The following is an 18,915-nucleotide window of genomic DNA, read 5'->3' on the forward strand; positions in this document are numbered from 1 at the left end:
TTTGACCTTCGCGATTACATTTTATTTGGCGCGGATACGCCAATCAGTGCCAGGCCATTGCGCAGCACCTGGCGCGCGGCGATGACCAGCGCCAGACGGGCCAGCTTGACGGCGTCGTCCTCGACCAGCACTTTTTCGGCAAAGTAGAAGCTGTGCAGGTTGGCCGCCAGGTCGCGCAGGTAGAAGGCCACCTGGTGCGGGCCCAGTTCGGCTTGCGCGCGCGCCAGCGTTTCCGGATAGGCGGCCAGGGTCGCCAGCAGGGTCGCCTCGGTCGGCGCCGTCAGTGGCGACAAGTCAACACCGGCGATCGTGCTTTCATCGCCGCCCCAGTTTTCCAGGATGCGGCAGATGCGCGCGTGCGCGTACTGCACGTAATAGACCGGGTTTTCATCGGTCGTTTTCAGTGCCACGTCGACGTCGAAGACGAATTCCGTGTCGGCCTTGCGCGAGATCAGGAAGAAGCGCACGGCGTCGCGGCCCTTGGCGATGTCGCCGCCGCCCGACCATTCGATCAGGTCGCGCACGGTGACGTAGGAGCCAGCGCGCTTCGAGATCTTCACTTCCTCGCCGTCCTTCATGACGGTGACCATCTTGTGCAGCACGTAGTCGGGGTAGCCTTGCGGGATGCCCATGTCGACCGCCTGCAGGCCGGCGCGCACGCGCGCGATGGTGCCGTGGTGGTCGCTGCCCTGGATGTTGATCGCCTGTACGAAGCCGCGCTGCCATTTCACCAGGTGATACGCCACGTCCGGCACGAAATACGTGTAGGTGCCGTCCGTCTTGCGCATGACGCGGTCCTTGTCGTCGCCGAAGTCGGTGGTGCGCAGCCACAGCGCGCCATCCTGCTCATAGGTGTGGCCCGCCTTGATCAGCGTTTCCACGGCGCTGTTGACCTTGCCGTCGGCGTACAGCGACGACTCGAGGTAGTAATTGTCGAACTTCACGCCAAACGCCTGCAAGTCGATGTCCTGCTCGTTGCGCAGGTAGGTGACGGCAAACGGGCGGATCGAATCGATGTCGTCCACGTTGCCGTTGGCCGTGGCAGGCTGGCCATCGCTGGCCGAGACAGTCTTGCCGGCCTTGAAATCGTCGGCGATATCGGCGATGTAGTCGCCGTTATAGGCCGACTCGGGCCATTCGGCATCGCCGGGCTTGAAGCCGCGCGCGCGCGCCTGCACGGAATTGGCCAGGGTCTGGATCTGCACGCCCGCGTCGTTATAGTAGAACTCGCGCGTGACCTTGAAACCTTGCGCGTCGAACAGCGAGGACAGGGCGTCGCCCAGGGCCGCCTGGCGGCCATGGCCCACGTGCAGCGGGCCGGTCGGATTGGCCGAGACGAATTCCAGGATGACCTGCTTGCCGGCGCCTGCCGTGCTGCGCCCGTAATCGGCGCCTTCGCCGAGGATGGTCTTCACCACGGCCTGTTTCGCGGCGGCGGACACACGCACGTTGATGAAGCCGGGGCCGGCGATTTCCACCGCTTCGACCAGGCCTTTGCCGGCCGGATTGGCCAGCACGGCGGTGACGATGGTTTGCGCCAGTTCGCGCGGATTCTGTTTCAGCTGCTTGGCCAGTTGCATGGCGATATTGCAGGCGACGTCGCCATGCGATGCATCGCGTGGTCGCTCGAGCACCACGGATGGCGTCAGCGAAGTGCCGGCCAGGACGGGAGCGAGGGCGGCCTGGAACAGGGCGATGATTTCTTGTTTCTGTTGGGCGAGCATGAGCAGGATGGCGGTGGAACCGCGTTAAGAATGAATAGAATGAATCAAAAAGCAAAACGGACGGCAAGTGGTGACAGCCGCCCAGACTGCGTTAATTATACTGGTTTGCCGCCGGGAACAATACGCTTGCCAGCGGCGCACCCATGCGGGGGCATTTCACGATATTATCAGGAAGGCACGCCCGTGCTGGTGCACGAAAACATCAGCATGGCGCATTCTGCTTGTATATATGCAGTTTTTTGCCGCAATTTACCCGTATCACTGCAATCGCTTGGTCCAGAGGCCGCCACAAACGCTACAATCGACCCTTTATTGATGACGCGCGGCCGCGAATCTGCCCCATGCCGCCAGCCGCGCGCAGCCACACCGGATAATTTATGAACAAGCGCCCCACGCTGAAATTGAAAACCAAGCCGGCGCCAGGCCAGTTTGCCGCACCTGCCGCGCCGAAATTGCGTCCCAGCTACCATCCCGACTTGAAACCGGTCTTGCAGCCTGGCTTCCAACCCGATTTGCGCGCCGACTCGCTGGCGTTTTGCCTGCTGGGCGCTGCCAATGCCGTGGCGCAAGTGCGCACGGGCACGGCCCTGCCGCAGGCGCTGGCCAAGGTGTTTGCGCAATCGAACGCCAGCCCGCAAGCGCGCGGCGCCATCCAGGATATTTCCTACCGTACCATGCGCCAGCTGGGCCGTAGCGAAACCCTGGTCGGCCTGATGACGTCGAAGGCGCCCGAGCCGCCGATGCTAGCCGCGCTGCTGTGCTGCGCGCTGTCCCTGATGTCCGCCGAGCCGGGCGAGCAGCCGTACGAAGAGTTTACCGTTGTGGACCAGGCTGTCACGGTGGCCACGTCGCACCCTGACCTGGCGCATGCCAAGGGCATGGTGAACGCCGTCTTGCGCCGTTTCTTGCGCGAGCGCAAGTCCTTGCTGGAAGCGGCCCTGCAGCAACCCTTGGCGCAATGGAATTATCCGCAGTGGTGGATCGATTCGCTGCGCCTGGCCTATCCCCGCGACTGGCAAGCCATTTTGACGGCGGGCAATGCCGTACCGCCACTGACCTTGCGCGTGAATCGCCGCAAGAGCACGGTGGAAGCGTACCTGGCCGTGCTGGCGGACGCTGGCATCGCCGCGCGCCAGGTGGGGCCGTTTGCCGTGCGCCTGGACAAGCCGATCGGCGTGGCCCTGATTCCCGGCTTCGAACAGGGTGTCGTTTCCGTACAGGATGCCGGCGCGCAATTGGCCGCGCCGCTGCTGGACTTGCAGGACGGCATGCGCGTGCTGGACGCCTGCGCGGCGCCTGGCGGCAAGACTTGCCACATTCTCGAGTTGGCCGATGTGCACGTCACGGCCATCGATGCCGATGCCAAACGCCTGCCGCGCATCGCGGAAAACCTCGAGCGCCTGGGCCTGGACGCGACCTTGAAGGCGCAGGATGCGCAATCGAGCGCGTGGTGGGATGGCCAGCAGTACGACCGCATCCTGGCCGACGTGCCGTGCACGGCCTCGGGCATCGTGCGCCGCCATCCGGACATCCGCTGGTTGCGCCGCAAGGGCGATGCGTTCCAACTTGCAACACTTTCGTCCAAAATTCTGGACAACCTGTGGCAGATGCTGCGCCCCGATGGTAAATTGCTGTTCGTGACTTGTTCACTGTGGCCGCAAGAGTCCGAGGCACAGGCGGCGGCATTTGCGGTGCGCAATAATGCGACCCGGTTGACAGCTCCTGGTCAGCTGTTGCCGACTGGCAGCGCGGAGCAGGACCATGACGGTTTGTTCTATGCGCTGTTCCAAAAAAATGCGGCTTGAGCGATACGTCGAATCTTTTCCTACGGACTACACCGGCACACTTGTGACAACACGACTCTTCCGACTCCTGGCCCTGCTGCTGATGCTGGCGTGTACCATGCCGCGCGCGCAGGCCGCCGATATGGTCGAGATCACGCGTGCCTACATCGAGTCGAGCGAAGAAGGCTACAAGCTGGCCGCCACCTATTCCTTTGAACTCAATCACGACCTCGATGACGCCGTGCAGCACGGTGTGCCGCTGTTTTTCACGACGGAAATCGAACTGACGCGGCCCCGCTGGTACTGGTTCGATGAAAAGGCCATCGTTGCGCGCCAGACCAGCCGGCTGTCGTACAACGTGCTGACGCGGCAGTACCATGTGTCGGGCGGGGGCTTGCAGCAAAGCTTTGCCACCCTGGACGATGCGCTGTTCCTGATCCGCCGGCCCAGCCGCTGGCTGGTGGCGCCGCGCGGCGCGCTGAAAGTGGGGCAGACGTATAACGTGACCCTGCGCATGGGCATGGACCGCGACTACCTGCCCAAGCCGATACAGGTCAATGCCTTCAATAACAGCGACTGGCGCCTGGCTTCGAATAAAAAAACCTTCTTGTATACGGCGGAGTAGTGAGTCAAGCATTGCGCTATCTGCTGGTGGTGGGCGGCGGCATTGTCAGTATCCTGCTGTTCCTGCTGGCCTCGGCTTCCGATAATTCCGGCTTCTTCGACCGCTACTACACCTGGCTGCTGGGCCTGAACGCCGCCGTGGCCGTGTCCCTGCTGGCGCTGGTCGGCATTTCGCTGGGCCGCCTGTATGCCCGCTACAAGAGCGGCAAGTTCGGCTCCAAGCTGATGATGCGCCTGGTGATGCTGTTCGCCGCCGTCGGCATCCTGCCCGGCCTCGTGATTTTCCTCGTCTCCGTGCAATTCGTTTCCCATTCGATCGAATCGTGGTTCAACGTCAAGATTGAAGCGGCGCTCGAGTCGGGCCTGGAACTGGGCCGCGCCGGCCTCGATGCGGCCCTGGTCGAACTCGACCACCGTGGCCACAAGGCCGTCGAGGAGCTGGGCAGCGACCCGGTGGCCGGTCCGGCGGTACTGACGAGCCTGCTGCGCGAAGAGGGCATGCAAAATGTCATGATCGTCAGCGGCGACGGCGTCCTGCTGGCCAGTGCCGGCCCGCACAGCGCGGCCGACTTGCCGACGCCGGCCATGCTGGCGCAGGCGGCCTTGCCGGCCGGCTATGCCTCCGCCGAAGGCGGGCTGGAATTGCATGACGACAGCATGGAATCGGGCGGCGGCGGCATCCGCGCCGGGCCGCCCGCGGGCGTCGACGCGGCCGCCGGCCTGCGCTTGCGCGTGCTGGTGGTCGTGCCGGGACCGTCCGTGTCGCCCCGCTACCTGCAATTGCTGCAATCGGTGCCGCCCAAGCTGGCCACCAACGGCGAGATGCTGCGCGCCGCCTACAGCGAATACAAGGAGCGTTTCGTCGCGCGCGTGGGCCTGCGCAAGATGTACATGGAAATCCTCACCTTGACCTTGCTGCTGGCCATCTTTGGCGCCATCGGCAGCGCCTTCCTGATCGCCGGCAACCTGGCGCAGCCCTTGCTGCTGCTGGCCGAAGGCACGCGCGCCGTGGCCGAGGGCGACCTGTCGCCGCGCCCCATCGTCGCTTCCAAGGACGAGCTGGGCACGTTGACGCAGTCGTTCAACATCATGACGCGCCAGTTGCTCGATGCGCGCACGGCCGTCGAAAGCAACCGCGCCGCGCTGCAGAACGCCAAGGCCCACCTGGAATCCGTGCTGGCGAACATGTCGGCCGGCGTGATGGTGCTCGACGGCGATTTCAAACTGGTGACTTGCAATGAATCGGTCGAGCGCATCCTCCAGCATTCGGGCGCCAGCATGGTGGGCCAGCCGCTGGCAAATGTTGCTGGAATGGAAGAATTCGGCGCGGCCATCATCAGCGCCTTCACGGCGCAGAGCGCGCAATCGGCATCGGGCCGCAACCAGCAGCGCCTGCACTGGCAGCGGCAAATCGAGATTCCGCGCCGCGTCGGCAGCAGTGCCGATGAGCATGACATCGCCCTGCTGGCGCGCGGTTCGCGCCTGCCGCTGGAATCGGGCAGCGGCTATATCGTCGTTTTCGATGATATTTCCGACGTCATTTCCGCGCAGCGTTCGATCGCCTGGGGCGAGGTGGCGCGCCGCCTGGCACATGAAATCAAGAATCCGCTCACGCCCATCCAGCTGTCGGCCGAACGCCTGCAGATGAAGCTCGAAGGCAAGCTGGAGCAGCCGGACGCCGATTTGCTCAGCCGCGCCACCACCACCATCGTCAAGCAGGTCGACGCGATGAAGCGCATGGTCGACGACTTCCGCGACTATGCGCGCACGCCGCCTGCCGTGCTGGTGCCGCTGCGCTTGAACGAGCTGATCGAAGAGATCCTGAACCTGTACCTGCGCGGCGATGACGGCGATATCATCCACCCGCTGCTGGCGCCGAATCTGCCGATGGTGATGGGCGATCCGACCCAGCTGCGCCAGGTTATCCATAACTTGCTGCAGAACGCGCAGGACGCCATGGCGGACTTGCCGCCGGACTCGCCGCATCCGCGGATTGACGTAAGGACGGAAGCAATTCATTATCGCAGTGCGGACGGTGGCGTGAATATCGCCGTGCGGCTGGCAATCACCGACAATGGTCCTGGTTTCGCGCCGAAGATCCTGGCGCGGGCTTTCGAGCCCTACGTCACGTCGAAGGCGCGCGGCACGGGCCTGGGCCTGGCGATGGTGAAGAAAATTATCGATGAACATGGCGGACGCATCGATATCGAGAACCGGGTCGACGGCAATGGCGCTTCGGTGGTCATTTTGCTGTTAAAGTTAGCTCCCGACACTCCTGCCCAGGAATTCCTGGCGTGAGCGTCTGGTTTAGTATTTAAAACACTAATAAAATCATAGTTGTCCGCGCGTGCATCTTGTGCGCGACGGTCGGCGAAATGAGGAAGGCAAGACACGAATGGCAAACATACTCGTAGTGGATGATGAAATGGGTATCCGTGAGTTGCTCTCGGAAATATTGGGCGACGAAGGACATGCTATCCAGCTGGCCGAGAATGCGCAGCAGGCACGCGAGGCAAGGGCGGCCGGTGCGCCGGATCTGGTATTGCTCGATATCTGGATGCCCGATACCGATGGCGTGACCTTGCTCAAGGAATGGCAGCGCGATGGCTTGCTGACCATGCCGGTGATCATGATGTCGGGCCATGCCACCATCGATACGGCCGTCGAGGCGACACGCATCGGCGCACTGAACTTCCTGGAAAAGCCGATTGCCCTGCAAAAGCTGCTCAAGGCCGTCCAGCAAGGCTTGACGCGGGCACAGGAAACCGTGCGCGCGCCGAGCGTGGCGCCGCGTCCGGTGGCGCCCGTCGTGGCCGAGGAAAGCAGCCATCCCGTGCCCAGCTTTGGCGGCAGCGCGCCGCAGCAGTTGATGGTGCGTCCAGGCATCGCCATGCCGGCGGTGGCCGAAGGCCATGGCTACAACCTGTCGTTCGACTTGCCGCTGCGCGAGGCGCGCGATGCGTTCGAGCGCATGTATTTCGAACACCATCTGGGCCGCGAAGGGGGCAGCATGACCCGCGTGGCCGAGAAAACGGGCCTCGAGCGTACCCATTTGTATCGCAAGCTGAAACAGCTGGGTGTCGAACCGGGCAAGCTGGCCAAGAAAAGCCTGTGACGGCAGCCGCGCGGCACGCGACGCCGCTGACCCTGGTCAGTGGCGGGCGTGCCGGTGAGCGCGAAGCTGCCATTGCGCAAGCCCTGCTGCCGGACCAGCCGGCCGCCGTGATCCTGGAAGGGCTGGCCGACGGCAACTCCATCCTGGCCGACCTGGCCGAGCAAGTTTCTCCTTCCCCATCATTTCCTTTGCAACTGTTGCGTATCGCACCCGGTTGCCTGTGCTGCAGCGGCAATCTCGTATTGCGTGTAACATTGAATCGTCTGCTGCGCCATCCGCCCGCGCGCTTGTTCATCAGCCTGGCCGACGCCTCGCACATCGAGCAATTGCGCACCTGGTTGACGGCCAGTCCCTACGATGTCCTGCTGGCCCTCGAGCCGGACCTGCTGGTTTCCTGACCGACGTACCGCAGCCGCAGTTTGCATCTCGTTACAACTCTGTAGCCCGCAGGGTGGCATGGCCGCTTGAAATGGCGCCATGTGAACCCCACCTCTGTTCTGACACCGCAGGAGCTTCTCCTGCTTGAGCGAAGGATGCAAAATGAACCTCATCTATAACAGCGAACAATATAGCGTCGTGGAATTCGGCGCCGACCGCGACCTGGAAGCCCTGCGCTTTGGCGGCTATGAAATCGTCGACAAGGGCGGCAAGCGCGAGACGTTTATCGCCGGCGTCCTGGCCCAGAATTTCCGCCGCGACGTCACGGAATTGATCGCCAGCGAACCGAGCATGGAAGAGATCGATGAATTTTTGGGCAGCTATGATTCCCTCATGAGCCAGCCCGTGCTGCTGCATTAAAGCCGGGGTCGTTTGATGGCGATCGCCACCATACCAATCCGCAAGCCGGCATGGTATGGTGGCTGTGTTATCCAGCTGCAAACAGACCATGTGCCAACTTCTCGGAATGAATTGCAATGTCCCCACGGACATTGTCTTTAGTTTTACCGGCTTCGCCATGCGCGGCGGCCATACCGATACCCACCACGACGGCTGGGGCATCGCCTTTTTCGAGGGTGCCGGCGTGCGCCATTTCGTCGACCACCAGGCGGCCATCGCCTCGCCCGTGGCCGAACTGATCAAGCGTTATCCCATCAAGTCGCGCAATGTCATCGCGCATATTCGTAAAGCAACGCAAGGTCAGGTAGCGCTGGAAAACTGCCACCCGTTCGTGCGCGAGCTGTGGGGCCGCTACTGGGTATTTGCCCACAATGGCGACTTGAAGGCGTTCCATCCCGTGCTGACGGGCAGTTACAGTCCTGTCGGCTGCACGGACAGCGAACTGGCCTTTTGCTACCTGCTGCAGGAACTGCACGCGCGCTTTGGCGACGCCCCGCCGGCGCTGCCTCAGCTGCATGCGGCGCTGGCCGAGCTGTTGCCGAGCATCGCCGCGCACGGTACGTTCAACATGATGCTGTCCAGCGGCGAAGCCCTGTTTGCCCATTGCTCGACCAGTTTGCATTATCTGGTGCGACAACATCCGTTTCCAACTGCTAAACTCTCCGATGAAGACTTGAGCGTGGACTTTTCCCAGGTGACCACGCCGCAGGACCGGGTGGCCGTGATCGTCACCCAGCCGCTGACAACCAACGAGCAATGGACGGCGTTTGCGCCCGGTGAGTTGAAGTTATTTGTCGACGGTATGGTGCAAGAACCTGCAACGGCCTAATTTGTTGACGACAATAATCTTTATTACTGCCAAAATACCCACAGCGCGGGCGAAATTCAGCTAAAGTATTGTCAATAGTGAACCTTGATGCGGGCGCGGCGCGGCCAGTGTCACTCGACGTGATTGATGAAGATTTAATGATCGATATTTCCAGCAACGATATCACCCCGAAACCCTTGCGCGTGCGCGAGTTTTATCTGGGGCGACAACCTATCCTTGACCGCAATCAAGCCTTGTTTGGCTATGAGTTGCTATTCCGCAACGCTCCGGTCGGGCCCGCCAACATTACCAGCGATCTGTCCGCCACGGCTACCGTCATCGCCCATGCTTCGCAGCTGGGCATGGAAAAGGTCATCGGCGATGCGCTCGGTTTCGTCAACGTCGATGCCGATGTGATCATGAGCGACATCTTCGTTTTCTTGCCGCGCGAAAAAGTCGTGCTGGAAATCGTCGAATCGATGCAGGTGACGCCGGCGCTGCGTGCGCGCATCAGCGAGCTGGTGGGCCACGGCTTTACCTTCGCGCTGGAAAACGTCGTGGCCGACACGGCGCAAGTGCAGGAATTGTTGCCACTGGTGCAATATGTGAAGATGGACATGAGCACTGTCGACCCGGCAGTGCTGGCGACGCTGGCGCCCCGCTTCAAGCAGGAACAGAAGAAACTGGTGGCGGAAAAGGTCGAGACGCGCGAAGAATTCAAGTCGGGCCTGGACCTGGGCTTCGATTACTTCCAGGGTTATTACTTTGCCAAGCCGGCCATCATGACGGGCAAGAAGCTGTCGCCGTCGCAACTGGCCGTCATGGAACTGATGACCCTGGTGACGTCGGACGCCGACAACATGGATATCGAACGCGCCATCAAGCGTGACGTGTCGCTGGCCCTGAATTTGCTGCGTTTAGTCAATACGCCAGCCGTGGGCGCGCGCCAGCGCATCGATTCGCTGAGCCAGGCCGTCACCGTGCTGGGCCGCCGTCAGCTGCAGCGCTGGCTGCAAATCATGCTGTACGCGGAACCAAGCAAGCGCGGCCATAGCATGACGCCGCTGCTGATGCTGGCCACCACGCGTGGCCGTCTGCTGGAATTGCTCGCGCATAAACTGCGTCCGAACCACGCCCATTCCGCCGATATCGCCTTTACGGTCGGCATCATGTCCCTGATGGATACCCTGTTCGGCGTGCCGATGTCGGAAATCCTGAGTCAGATCGAAGTGATCGACGAAGTGGCCGAAGCGCTGCTGTCGCGCGAAGGTTTCTATGGCGACTTGCTGCGCCTGGCCGAATGCATCGAACGCATCGAAGACATGGAAGGCGAGATCGTGCCGACCCTGCGCGACCTGGCCATGTCGCCGGACGACCTGGTGGAGCTGGAAATGGCCGCTTACGAATGGAGCGACAACGTCGTCCGCTACGCGCTGTAGGTCGGATTACGGCCTGCCCGAATTTGCCGTCCCGGATTGCCATTTTTTGAGAGCCCTGCACGGCGTTGCCGTGGCAGGGCTTTTTTGCGCCTGTAGCGGCGCTAGGCGGCGGCGCCGGGCCAGTGCTTGTGCAGCTCCGGATCGGTGCGCAGTTCCCACAGGGCGAGGATGACGACGGCGATGCCGACGATCAGCTCGTTCCACAGGACGACGCGCTGTTCGGCCAGCCGTAGTATCCACGGCGAGGCGGCGACCCAGACGCCCACCAGCAGGTTGACGACGACGGCCCAGAAATAGGTCTTGTACAGGTCGAAGGCGGCCAGCACGGCGATGACGAGGCCCGAGACAAAGGCGTTGATCATCTGCGGCGAGCCTTCGGGATAGGAAAACGCCCATGGCGAGACGACCAGCCACAGGCCCAGCAACAGGATCACCTGATCCTGCCAGCGTTTGAGTTTGAAATTGGTTGCCATATATCCTCCTTGCCAGTTGGGAACGGGCCGGAGCGGGCATGCAGCATGCCGGCCGGCATACTGCGTTAGTGCGCTTCGGCGCGCGATAAGTTCCGCGCGCCTTGTGCATATATTATGACAGATTGGGTGCCAGCCAGCGTTCCACGTCCTCGATGCTGGCGCCACGGCGCTTGGCCATGTCTTCCACCTGGTCCATGCCGATCTTGCCGACAACGAAGTATTTCGACTCCGGGTGGGCAAAATAGAAGCCGGAGACAGCCGCGCCGGGGAACATGGCATACGATTCCGTCAGCTGCATGCCGACTTCCTCGGCCTGCATGACCTCGAACATCTTTTTCTTGACCGTATGTTCGGGGCAGGCCGGGTAGCCTGGCGCGGGACGGATGCCCACGTATTTCTCCGCGATCATGTCGTCGTTGCTCAGCTGCTCGTCCGGCACGTAGCCCCACAAATCCTTGCGCACGCGCTCGTGCAGATATTCGGCAAACGCCTCGGCCAGGCGGTCGGCCAGCGATTTCAACATGATGGACGAGTAATCGTCGTGCGCATCCTCGAAGCGCTTTTCGTATTTCTCGATGCCGAGGCCGGACGTCACGGCGAACATGCCGATGTAATCCTTCACGCCCGATTCCTTGGGTGCAATAAAATCGGCCAGGCACTGGTTGGGGCGCTGCACGCCGCCGACGACGGGCTTGACACTCTGCTGGCGCATGCCGTAATACGTGAACGCCACGCTACTGCGCGTATCGTCCGTGTACACCTCGATATCGTCGTCATTGACGCTGTTGGCTGGCAGCAAGGATACGACGCCATTGGCCGTCAGCCAGCGCCCGTCGATGAGTTTTTTCAGCAAGGCCTGGCCTTCCGCATACACCTTGGTGGCCGCGTCGCCCACCACTTCATCGGTGAGGATGGCGGGGAAGGGACCTGCCAGGTCCCAGGTCTGGAAGAACGGGCCCCAGTCGATATAGTTGGCCAGGGCGGCCAGGTCGACGTTCTTGAAGACGCGGCGGCCGATGAACTTCGGTTTCACCGGCGTGCAGGGACCGTCGAAGGGCACGCGCATCTTGTTGGCGCGTGCCTGCGCCAGCGGCAATATGGGCAGGGCCTTCTTGTTGGCGTGCTGCTCGCGGATGCGCGCGTAATCGAGCTCGATGTCTTCCACGTACTTGTCGCGCTGTTCCGGCGTCAGCAACGATTGTGCCACGGACACGGAACGCGAGGCATCCGGCACATAGATGACGGGGCCTTCGTAGTTGTGCGCGATTTTCACGGCCGTATGGGCGCGGCTGGTCGTGGCGCCGCCGATCAGCAGGGGAATCTTGAGCATGCGGAAATGTTCGTCGCGCTGCATTTCTTTGGCGACATACGCCATTTCTTCCAGCGACGGCGTGATCAGGCCGGACAAGCCAATGATGTCCGCGTTTTCCACCTTGGCGCGGGCGAGGATTTCCGAGCACGGCACCATCACGCCCATGTTCACCACTTCGAAGTTGTTGCACTGCAGAACCACCGTGACGATGTTCTTGCCGATGTCATGCACGTCGCCTTTCACGGTTGCCATGATGATCTTGCCCTTCGGCTTGGCGACGATGCCCGTGCGCTGCTCTTCCAGCAGCTTTTCTTCCTCGATAAATGGAATCAGGTGGGCCACGGCCTGTTTCATCACGCGCGCCGATTTCACCACTTGCGGCAGGAACATTTTACCTTGCCCAAACAGGTCGCCGACCACGTCCATGCCGGCCATCAGGGGCCCTTCGATCACGTGGATGGGGCGCCCGCCATTGTGCAGCAGTTCCTGGCGCGCCTCTTCCGTGTCTTCCACGATGAATTGCGTGATGCCATGTACCAGCGCGTGCGACAGGCGCTGCTGTACCGTGCCTTCGCGCCAGGCCAGGGTCTGCGCCTCGGCCTTGCCGCCCGCCTTCAGGGTGCCGGCAAATTCGATCATGCGCTCGGTCGAGTCTTCGCGGCGGTTCAGCACCACGTCTTCCACGCGCTCGCGCAATTCCGGGTCCAGGTTGTCGTACACGCCCACCATGCCGGCGTTGACGATGCCCATGGTCATGCCGGCCTTGATGGCGTGGTACAGGAAGACGGTATGGATGGCTTCGCGGGCCGGATCGTTGCCGCGGAAACTGAATGACACGTTCGACACGCCGCCCGAGATCTTCGCGTACGGCAAGTTTTCCTTGATCCAGCGCGTGGCGTTGATGAAGTCGACGGCGTAGTTGTTGTGCTCTTCGATGCCGGTGGCGACGGCAAAGATGTTCGGATCGAAGATGATGTCTTCCGGCGGGAAGTCCAGCGCATCGATCAATAAATGATAGGCGCGCGCGCAAATTTCGATCTTGCGCTCGAAGGTGTCGGCCTGGCCCTTCTCGTCGAAGGCCATGACGATCACGGCGGCGCCGTAGCGGCGGCACAGTCTGGCCTGGCGCAGGAATTCTTCCTCGCCTTCCTTCATCGAGATGGAATTGACGATGGCCTTGCCCTGCACGCATTTCAGGCCCGCTTCGATGACCGACCATTTCGACGAATCGACCATGATGGGCACGCGCGAAATATCGGGTTCGGACGCGATCAGGTTCAAAAAGCGCGTCATGGCCGCCAGCGAATCGAGCATCGCCTCGTCCATGTTGATGTCGATTACTTGCGCGCCGTTTTCCACCTGCTGGCGGGCCACGGACAAGGCTTCGTCGTATTGCTCGTTGAGAATCATGCGCGCGAACGCCTTCGAGCCCGTGACGTTGGTGCGCTCGCCCACGTTGACGAACAGCGACTCGTCGTTGACGACGAACGGTTCCAGGCCGGCCAGGCGCAGGTCGTGCGACGGTGCCGGCACGGTGCGCGGGGTGTTTTTCGACAGCAGCTCGCCGATGGCGGCGATGTGCTCGGGCGTGGTGCCGCAGCAGCCGCCCGCCATGTTCAGGAAGCCCGCGTCGGCGAATTCGCGCAGCAGCGCGGACGTGTCGGCCGGCAACTCGTCGAAGCCCGTGTCGCTCATGGGATTGGGCAAGCCCGCGTTCGGGTAGATGCAGACAAAGGTGTCGGCGATCTTGGCCAGCTCTTCCGCGTACGGACGCATCAGGGCGGCGCCCAGCGCACAGTTCAGGCCGATGGTCAGCGGTTTCGCGTGGCGCACGGAATTCCAGAAGGCGGGCACGGTCTGGCCCGACAAAATGCGTCCCGAGGCATCCGTGACGGTGCCCGAAATCATCAGGGGCAGGCGCACGACAGTGGGGTTTTGCTCGTAGAACAGGTCAATGGCGAACAGGGCCGCCTTGCAGTTCAGGGTGTCGAAGATGGTTTCCACCAGCAGCACGTCGGCGCCGCCTTCCACCAGGCCCTGCGTCTGCTGCAGGTAGGCGGCCACCAGCTGGTCGAAGGTGACGTTGCGCGCGGCCGGGTCGTTGACATCCGGCGAGATCGACGCCGTCTTCGGCGTGGGGCCCAGGGCGCCGGCGACGAAGCGCGGCTTGTCCGGGGTGGAGTACTTGTCGCAGGCGGCGCGCGCCAGTTTGGCGGCCTGCACGTTCATTTCATAGGCCAGGTGGGCCATGTGGTAATCGTCCTGGGCGATGGTCGTGGCGCCAAAGGTATTCGTTTCGATCAGGTCGGCGCCGGCCGCCAGGTAGCGCTCATGGATTTCCTGGATGATCTGCGGCTGCGTCAGGGTCAGCAGCTCGTTATTACCCTTGACGAACAGTTCGCGCGCACCGCTGTCGGCGGGCGCGGCGAAATCGATGAAACGGCCTGCGGGACCGCCGCGGTAGGCGGTTTCATCGAGCTTGTACTGCTGGATGATCGTGCCCATCGCGCCGTCGAGGATCATGATCCGGCGCGCCAGGATGGCACGCAGCGTGGCTTCGGTCGGGGACATGGCGGGGATCACGGTATCGTTCATTTCATGCTTTCAATAGGCAAACGGGCGGCGGCGCGGTGACGGGGCGTTGCGGCCAGCAGGGTCGGCTGGCGGAGAGTGCCGGCCGGGTAGGGCGGGCAGAAGGTGGCAATCGCCGGATTTCACCGGGTCTAAAATTATACGGCATCAGGCTGCTTTGGTTTTGAGCAAAAGCGGCCCAGCCCCAGTCTGCGGCCGTCTACGCAACACATCGTGCCCCTGCGCCTGTCCTGTGGCGGCCATGGCATGTCCGCCCTCAAAAATTACATTCCTGAAAATCTTACTGAAAATGTTAATTCTTCCGCCAAAGTTGGCGAGAAGGCAGCATCTCTATGCTGTGGAAAAATTTCCACATTATTTGCGCCTCATCAAAATATTTTTCATGAATGGAATGGCAATAGGTATATGGGGAAACAATCTTGATTTAGAACAACACAGAATGACGCCAATAATGCCTCTAATAAAAATTGCCAAGCAGATACATTAATTATTATCAAAACCAATTGAATCAAAAGCATTAATAGTTGTCCTTCAGAATCAAATTGACCGATAATATTGGTTCCCGGAAATTAAATTCTCACCAAAAGTCACCGATATGTCACATTTCTCCCGTCTTTCCCTTGCCGGCGCACTGCGTGCCCTAGGTTGCCAGCCATGAAAAACCATTTGCTGATTGCATTGTTTCTCGCGTTGGGCCTGTCCGCCTGCGGCGGCGGAGGAGGCGGTGGCGGCGGCGACACGGTGGTGGCGACCAGCTCGGGCAACCCTGCCGTCATTCCCGCCGTGACGGCCGTTTCGGCAACGAATGTGGCCGTTGGCGGCAGCCTCGTCGTCACTGGCGCAAATCTCAGCCGTGTGACGGCTTTCCAGGTGGCCGGCGTGACGGTCGCCACCAGCGCAGCCAGCGATGGCAGCGTCACCCTGGTCATGCCGGGCGTGCCCGTCGCCGGTGCGCTGAGCCTGGTCAGTGCCAGCGGCACGGCCGCCACCAGCTATAACGTGAATGTGTACGTGCCCTTGACCGTCAGCAGCGTCGCCCCGGCGACGGGCGGCGTGGGGTCCAGCGTCACCATCGCGGGCAGCGGCATGGGCGCCGTGACGGGCGTGCAGTTTGGCAACGGCGCGGCGGCGACCCCGCAAAGCCAGAGCGCCACCAGCGTCACCGTGGTCGTGCCTGCGGGCGCCGTAACGGGACTGCTGACGGTGCGCGGCCCTTACAACGACGTGATCAGCAACGATACCTACACGGTGTTGGCGAGTGTGACGGTGACGTCGATCTCGACGGTGATCAGCGGTTCGACGATGTCGGTGACGGTGCAGGGTAGCAACCTCGACCAGGTGAGTTCGGCCTCGGTGGGCAGCACGCCGGCGAGCATCGTCAGCGCCAGCGCCGGCCAGCTGGTCTTGTCGGCGCCAGCCACGGCGACGGGCAATGTGCTGTTGTCGGCCGCCTCGCGCGTTGCCGTCAATGCGGGCACGGTGGCGGCCTTTACCCTGGGCAGCATTGATTTCGCACAGGTACTCAACCTGAACGCCAGCGATACGGCCTTGCGCCTGACGCGCGGCAAGTCGGCCGCCGTGCGCGTGTCCGTGCTGGGCACCCAGGCTGGCCGCGCCAGCCCTGCCGTTACCCTGACCGCCACGGCGGCCAATGGCAGCAACCTGGGCAGCGTCAACATGACCGGTCCCGCCATCTTGCCGACAGGAAAAAGCGATTACAGTTTCAACGGCAACTTCAGCGGCGTCTTGCCGGCGGGCTGGATTCTGCCCGGCGTGCGCGTGCGCGTGACGGCCGTGGGCAACGACGGCACGCAAGTGAGCCAGGAGGCGGCACCGGCCGTGGCCAGCGCGGCGCGCATTCGCCTGGTGCTGGTGCCGCTGAGCACTGACGATGGCGTGGCGCAGCTGCCTGACGCCGAGGCCATCCGTACCGCGCTGACCCGCGTGTATCCGTATGCGGCGGAAAACATCAGCATCAGCACGCGCGCGCCGCTGAGCATGCCTGGCAGCAGCACGGCCGACAGCTGGTGGAGCAATGCCCTGCAAGAACTGGAACGTAACCGTGTCCAGGAAGACAACGGCGCCTACTATTATGGTTTCGTGCCGAAAATGTCCGTCAACCGTTCCGCCGGCCTCGCGTACATCAACTTGCGCACCGGCGGCAGCGATTTCACGTCGGCCATCGGCCTGGATGCCAAGTTCAACAGCATCGCGGCGCTCGACCCGTTCGGCAATAGCTGGCCTGAATGGCTGACCACGCTCGTGCATGAACTGGGCCACAACCATTCGCTTTCCCACGTTCCCTGCGGCGGCCCCGCCAACGCCGTGACCGATTATCCGTATGCCAATGGCAACCTGGGACCGCAGCCGCTGTATAACAGCAGCTATGCGGGCAGCCTCGGCCAGCTGAGCCAGGCCGCCTATGGCGCGGGCACGCCGATGAAGGACGTGATGAGCTATTGCAGCGGCGCCTGGTTCTCCGACTACAGCTATGCACGCGTGCAGCAGTTCCTGGAAAAGAGCAGCCGGCAGATCACGGGCAGCAATGTGCTGGCCGCCAGCATGTCCGTGGCCGAGAATGGCTACCTGACCATTTCCGGCCGCATCACGCCGGCCGGCGTGGCGCTGCGCCCGGCCGTTGCCTCGTCCGCGCGCGTCGGCGCCGCTGCCGGCAGCAGCGGCCAGGCGTACACGCTGCGCCTGCTGACGGCGTCAGGACAGACTATCGACTTGCCCTTCGATGCCGTCGCGCTGGCCGATCATGGCGGCAGCGCCATCAGCCATTTCCGCGTCAGCTTCGCCAACCCGGGCGAGATCAGCGATGTGGAAGTGTTGTCAAAAGGCAAGGCCTTGGCCAAGCTGGAGCGTCCGGCCCGCCGCAGCAAGGCCGCTGCCAACGATGCGAGCTTTGATGTCACACAAAGTGGCGGCAAGCTGGTGCTGGCCTGGAATGCGCAGGCCGAGCCGTATGCGGCCGTGCTGCACGTGGCCGCCGATGGCCGCAAGACGGTGATCGCCAGTGAGTTGACTGGTGGCAACGCCAGCGTTGACGTCAGCGCCTTGCCGGCCGGTGGCCGCTTCGAGGTCAGCCTGTCGTCGTCCGTCGGCGGCCGCCTGATGAAGGTCATGCGCCGCTAAGCGCCATGGCCGGATAACAAAAAGGGCTTGCCGCGGCAAGCCCTTTTTTTATGTGCGTAGCACCGCCGTGTTAAACGAAGCGCTTGCCTTCGAGGGGGAAGCCCTTGATGAATTCGGCGGCCGGCAGGCGCTTGCCGCCCGGTTTCTGCAATTGCGTCAGGCGCAGAGAACCATTGCCGCAGGCCACGATGATGCCATGCTGGGCATCGGCCGCCAGCACCTGGCCCGGCGCTTCCTTGCTGTCCGCTTCCAGCACGTCGGCGGCCCAGATCTTGATGGTCACGCCATCGACCTGGCCGCAGGCGCCGGGAAACGGATTGAAGGCGCGGATTTTCAGGCCCAGTTCCAGCGCCGGCAGGCTGAAGTCCAGCGCCGCCTCGTCCTTGGCGATCTTTGCCGCATAGGTGACGCCCGCTTCCGGCTGCGGCACGGCTTCCAGCGGCTGCTGCTGCATCTTGCGCAGGGTGTCGACGATCATCTTGCCGCCCAGGGTGGCCAGCTTGTCGTGCAGGGTGGCGGTCGAGTCGCCCGCCTCGATGGGCGTGCGCTCGATGGCCAGCATGGGACCCGTGTCGAGGCCTTCTTCCATCTGCATGATGGTCACGCCCGTCTCGTCGTCGCCGGCCTCGATGGCGCGGTGGATCGGCGCGGCGCCGCGCCAGCGCGGCAGCAATGAACCGTGGATATTGATGCAGGGTTTGATGTCGAGCGTGCTGCGCGGCAAGATCAGGCCGTAGGCGGCCACCACCATCACGTCGTAGTCAAGGGCCAGCAGGCGCTCGTGGGCCGCTTTCGCCTCGGCGGCGCGCTGCGGGTCCTTGCTGTCCATGCGCAGGGACAGCGGCTGCAGCACTTCGATGCCATGCTGCTGCGCGTACTGCTTGACGGCCGAGGCGTGCATCTGCATGCCGCGTCCGGCAGGGCGGTCCGGCTGGGTCAGCACCAGCGGAATTTCAAAGCCCGCTTCGTGCAAGTCCTTCAGTGCCGTGGCGGCGAATTCAGGCGTGCCTGCGAAGATCACTTTCATATGGTTCCTTGACGTGAGGTGCGCAGGCCCGCGCCCGAGGGC

The 18,915-nt window shown here is 62.6% G+C and carries 14 protein-coding genes; 10 read left to right on the plus strand and 4 right to left on the minus strand.

The annotated features are described in order from the left end of the window. Positions 1–14 precede the first annotated feature (14 nt). Positions 15–1,724 carry an arginine--tRNA ligase gene (gene argS, locus AC1RDJ_RS19705; protein WP_493028462.1) on the minus strand — a complete coding sequence of 570 codons (1,710 nt, stop codon included), beginning with the start codon at positions 1,722–1,724 and terminating at the stop codon, positions 15–17. Positions 1,725–2,101: 377 nt separating this feature from the next. Here argS and rsmB point away from each other — a divergent pair, with 377 nt between their 5' ends. From rsmB to AC1RDJ_RS19745, 8 genes are all read left to right on the plus strand, one after another. Continuing rightward, positions 2,102–3,529 carry a 16S rRNA (cytosine(967)-C(5))-methyltransferase RsmB gene (gene rsmB, locus AC1RDJ_RS19710; protein ID WP_071325429.1) on the plus strand — a complete coding sequence of 476 codons (1,428 nt, stop codon included), beginning with the start codon at positions 2,102–2,104 and terminating at the stop codon, positions 3,527–3,529. Between the two features lie 43 nt (positions 3,530–3,572). Beyond that, positions 3,573–4,133, plus strand: a complete 561-nt coding sequence (locus tag AC1RDJ_RS19715) for a DUF4390 domain-containing protein (protein ID WP_232250981.1) — start codon at positions 3,573–3,575, stop codon at positions 4,131–4,133. Then, a complete protein-coding gene (locus AC1RDJ_RS19720) occupies positions 4,133–6,430 on the plus strand; it encodes a sensor histidine kinase (protein WP_071325427.1) in 2,298 nt (765 codons plus the stop codon). Before AC1RDJ_RS19715 ends, AC1RDJ_RS19720 begins: the two co-directional genes overlap by 1 nt. Positions 6,431–6,527: 97 nt before the next feature. Then, positions 6,528–7,247, plus strand: coding sequence for a response regulator (locus AC1RDJ_RS19725; RefSeq protein WP_071325426.1), 720 nt, complete (start codon positions 6,528–6,530; stop codon positions 7,245–7,247). Beyond that, entirely contained in the window at positions 7,244–7,645 is a 402-nt protein-coding gene (locus AC1RDJ_RS19730) for a GTPase (protein WP_289889392.1), read from the plus strand. The genes AC1RDJ_RS19725 and AC1RDJ_RS19730 overlap by 4 nt, the downstream gene beginning before the upstream one ends. A gap of 142 nt (positions 7,646–7,787) precedes the next feature. Next, a complete protein-coding gene (locus AC1RDJ_RS19735; RefSeq protein ID WP_071325424.1) occupies positions 7,788–8,045 on the plus strand; it encodes a BTH_I0359 family protein in 258 nt (85 codons plus the stop codon). Between the two features lie 88 nt (positions 8,046–8,133). Further along, entirely contained in the window at positions 8,134–8,913 is a 780-nt protein-coding gene (locus AC1RDJ_RS19740) for a class II glutamine amidotransferase (RefSeq protein ID WP_493028463.1), read from the plus strand. Between the two features lie 137 nt (positions 8,914–9,050). Next, the gene (locus tag AC1RDJ_RS19745) at positions 9,051–10,331 is read left to right on the plus strand and encodes an EAL and HDOD domain-containing protein (RefSeq protein ID WP_071325422.1); all 1,281 of its coding nucleotides are present in this window, start codon (positions 9,051–9,053) and stop codon (positions 10,329–10,331) included. A gap of 101 nt (positions 10,332–10,432) precedes the next feature. On the opposite strand, the gene AC1RDJ_RS19750 is transcribed toward AC1RDJ_RS19745, so the two are convergent. Together AC1RDJ_RS19750 and metH are read right to left on the minus strand one after the other, a co-directional pair. Beyond that, positions 10,433–10,804 (minus strand): SPW repeat protein, encoded by a 372-nt coding sequence (locus AC1RDJ_RS19750; RefSeq protein WP_071325421.1) that lies wholly within the window; start codon positions 10,802–10,804, stop codon positions 10,433–10,435. Positions 10,805–10,916: 112 nt separating this feature from the next. After that, complete coding sequence (metH, locus tag AC1RDJ_RS19755) at positions 10,917–14,687, minus strand: methionine synthase (protein ID WP_493028552.1); 3,771 nt, start codon at positions 14,685–14,687, stop codon at positions 10,917–10,919. Between the two features lie 267 nt (positions 14,688–14,954). Here metH and AC1RDJ_RS19760 point away from each other — a divergent pair, with 267 nt between their 5' ends. Further along, positions 14,955–15,131 (plus strand): hypothetical protein, encoded by a 177-nt coding sequence (locus AC1RDJ_RS19760; protein ID WP_156894962.1) that lies wholly within the window; start codon positions 14,955–14,957, stop codon positions 15,129–15,131. Between the two features lie 231 nt (positions 15,132–15,362). Continuing rightward, positions 15,363–17,846: an autotransporter outer membrane beta-barrel domain-containing protein gene (locus AC1RDJ_RS19765; RefSeq protein WP_493028464.1), complete on the plus strand. Its 2,484-nt coding sequence runs from the start codon at positions 15,363–15,365 to the stop codon at positions 17,844–17,846. Between the two features lie 70 nt (positions 17,847–17,916). On the opposite strand, the gene fmt is transcribed toward AC1RDJ_RS19765, so the two are convergent. Beyond that, positions 17,917–18,873, minus strand: a complete 957-nt coding sequence (gene fmt / locus AC1RDJ_RS19770; RefSeq protein WP_071325419.1) for a methionyl-tRNA formyltransferase — start codon at positions 18,871–18,873, stop codon at positions 17,917–17,919. Between the last annotated feature and the right edge of the window lie 42 nt (positions 18,874–18,915).

The organism is Janthinobacterium sp. GW822-FHT07H10 (assembly GCF_058798675.1).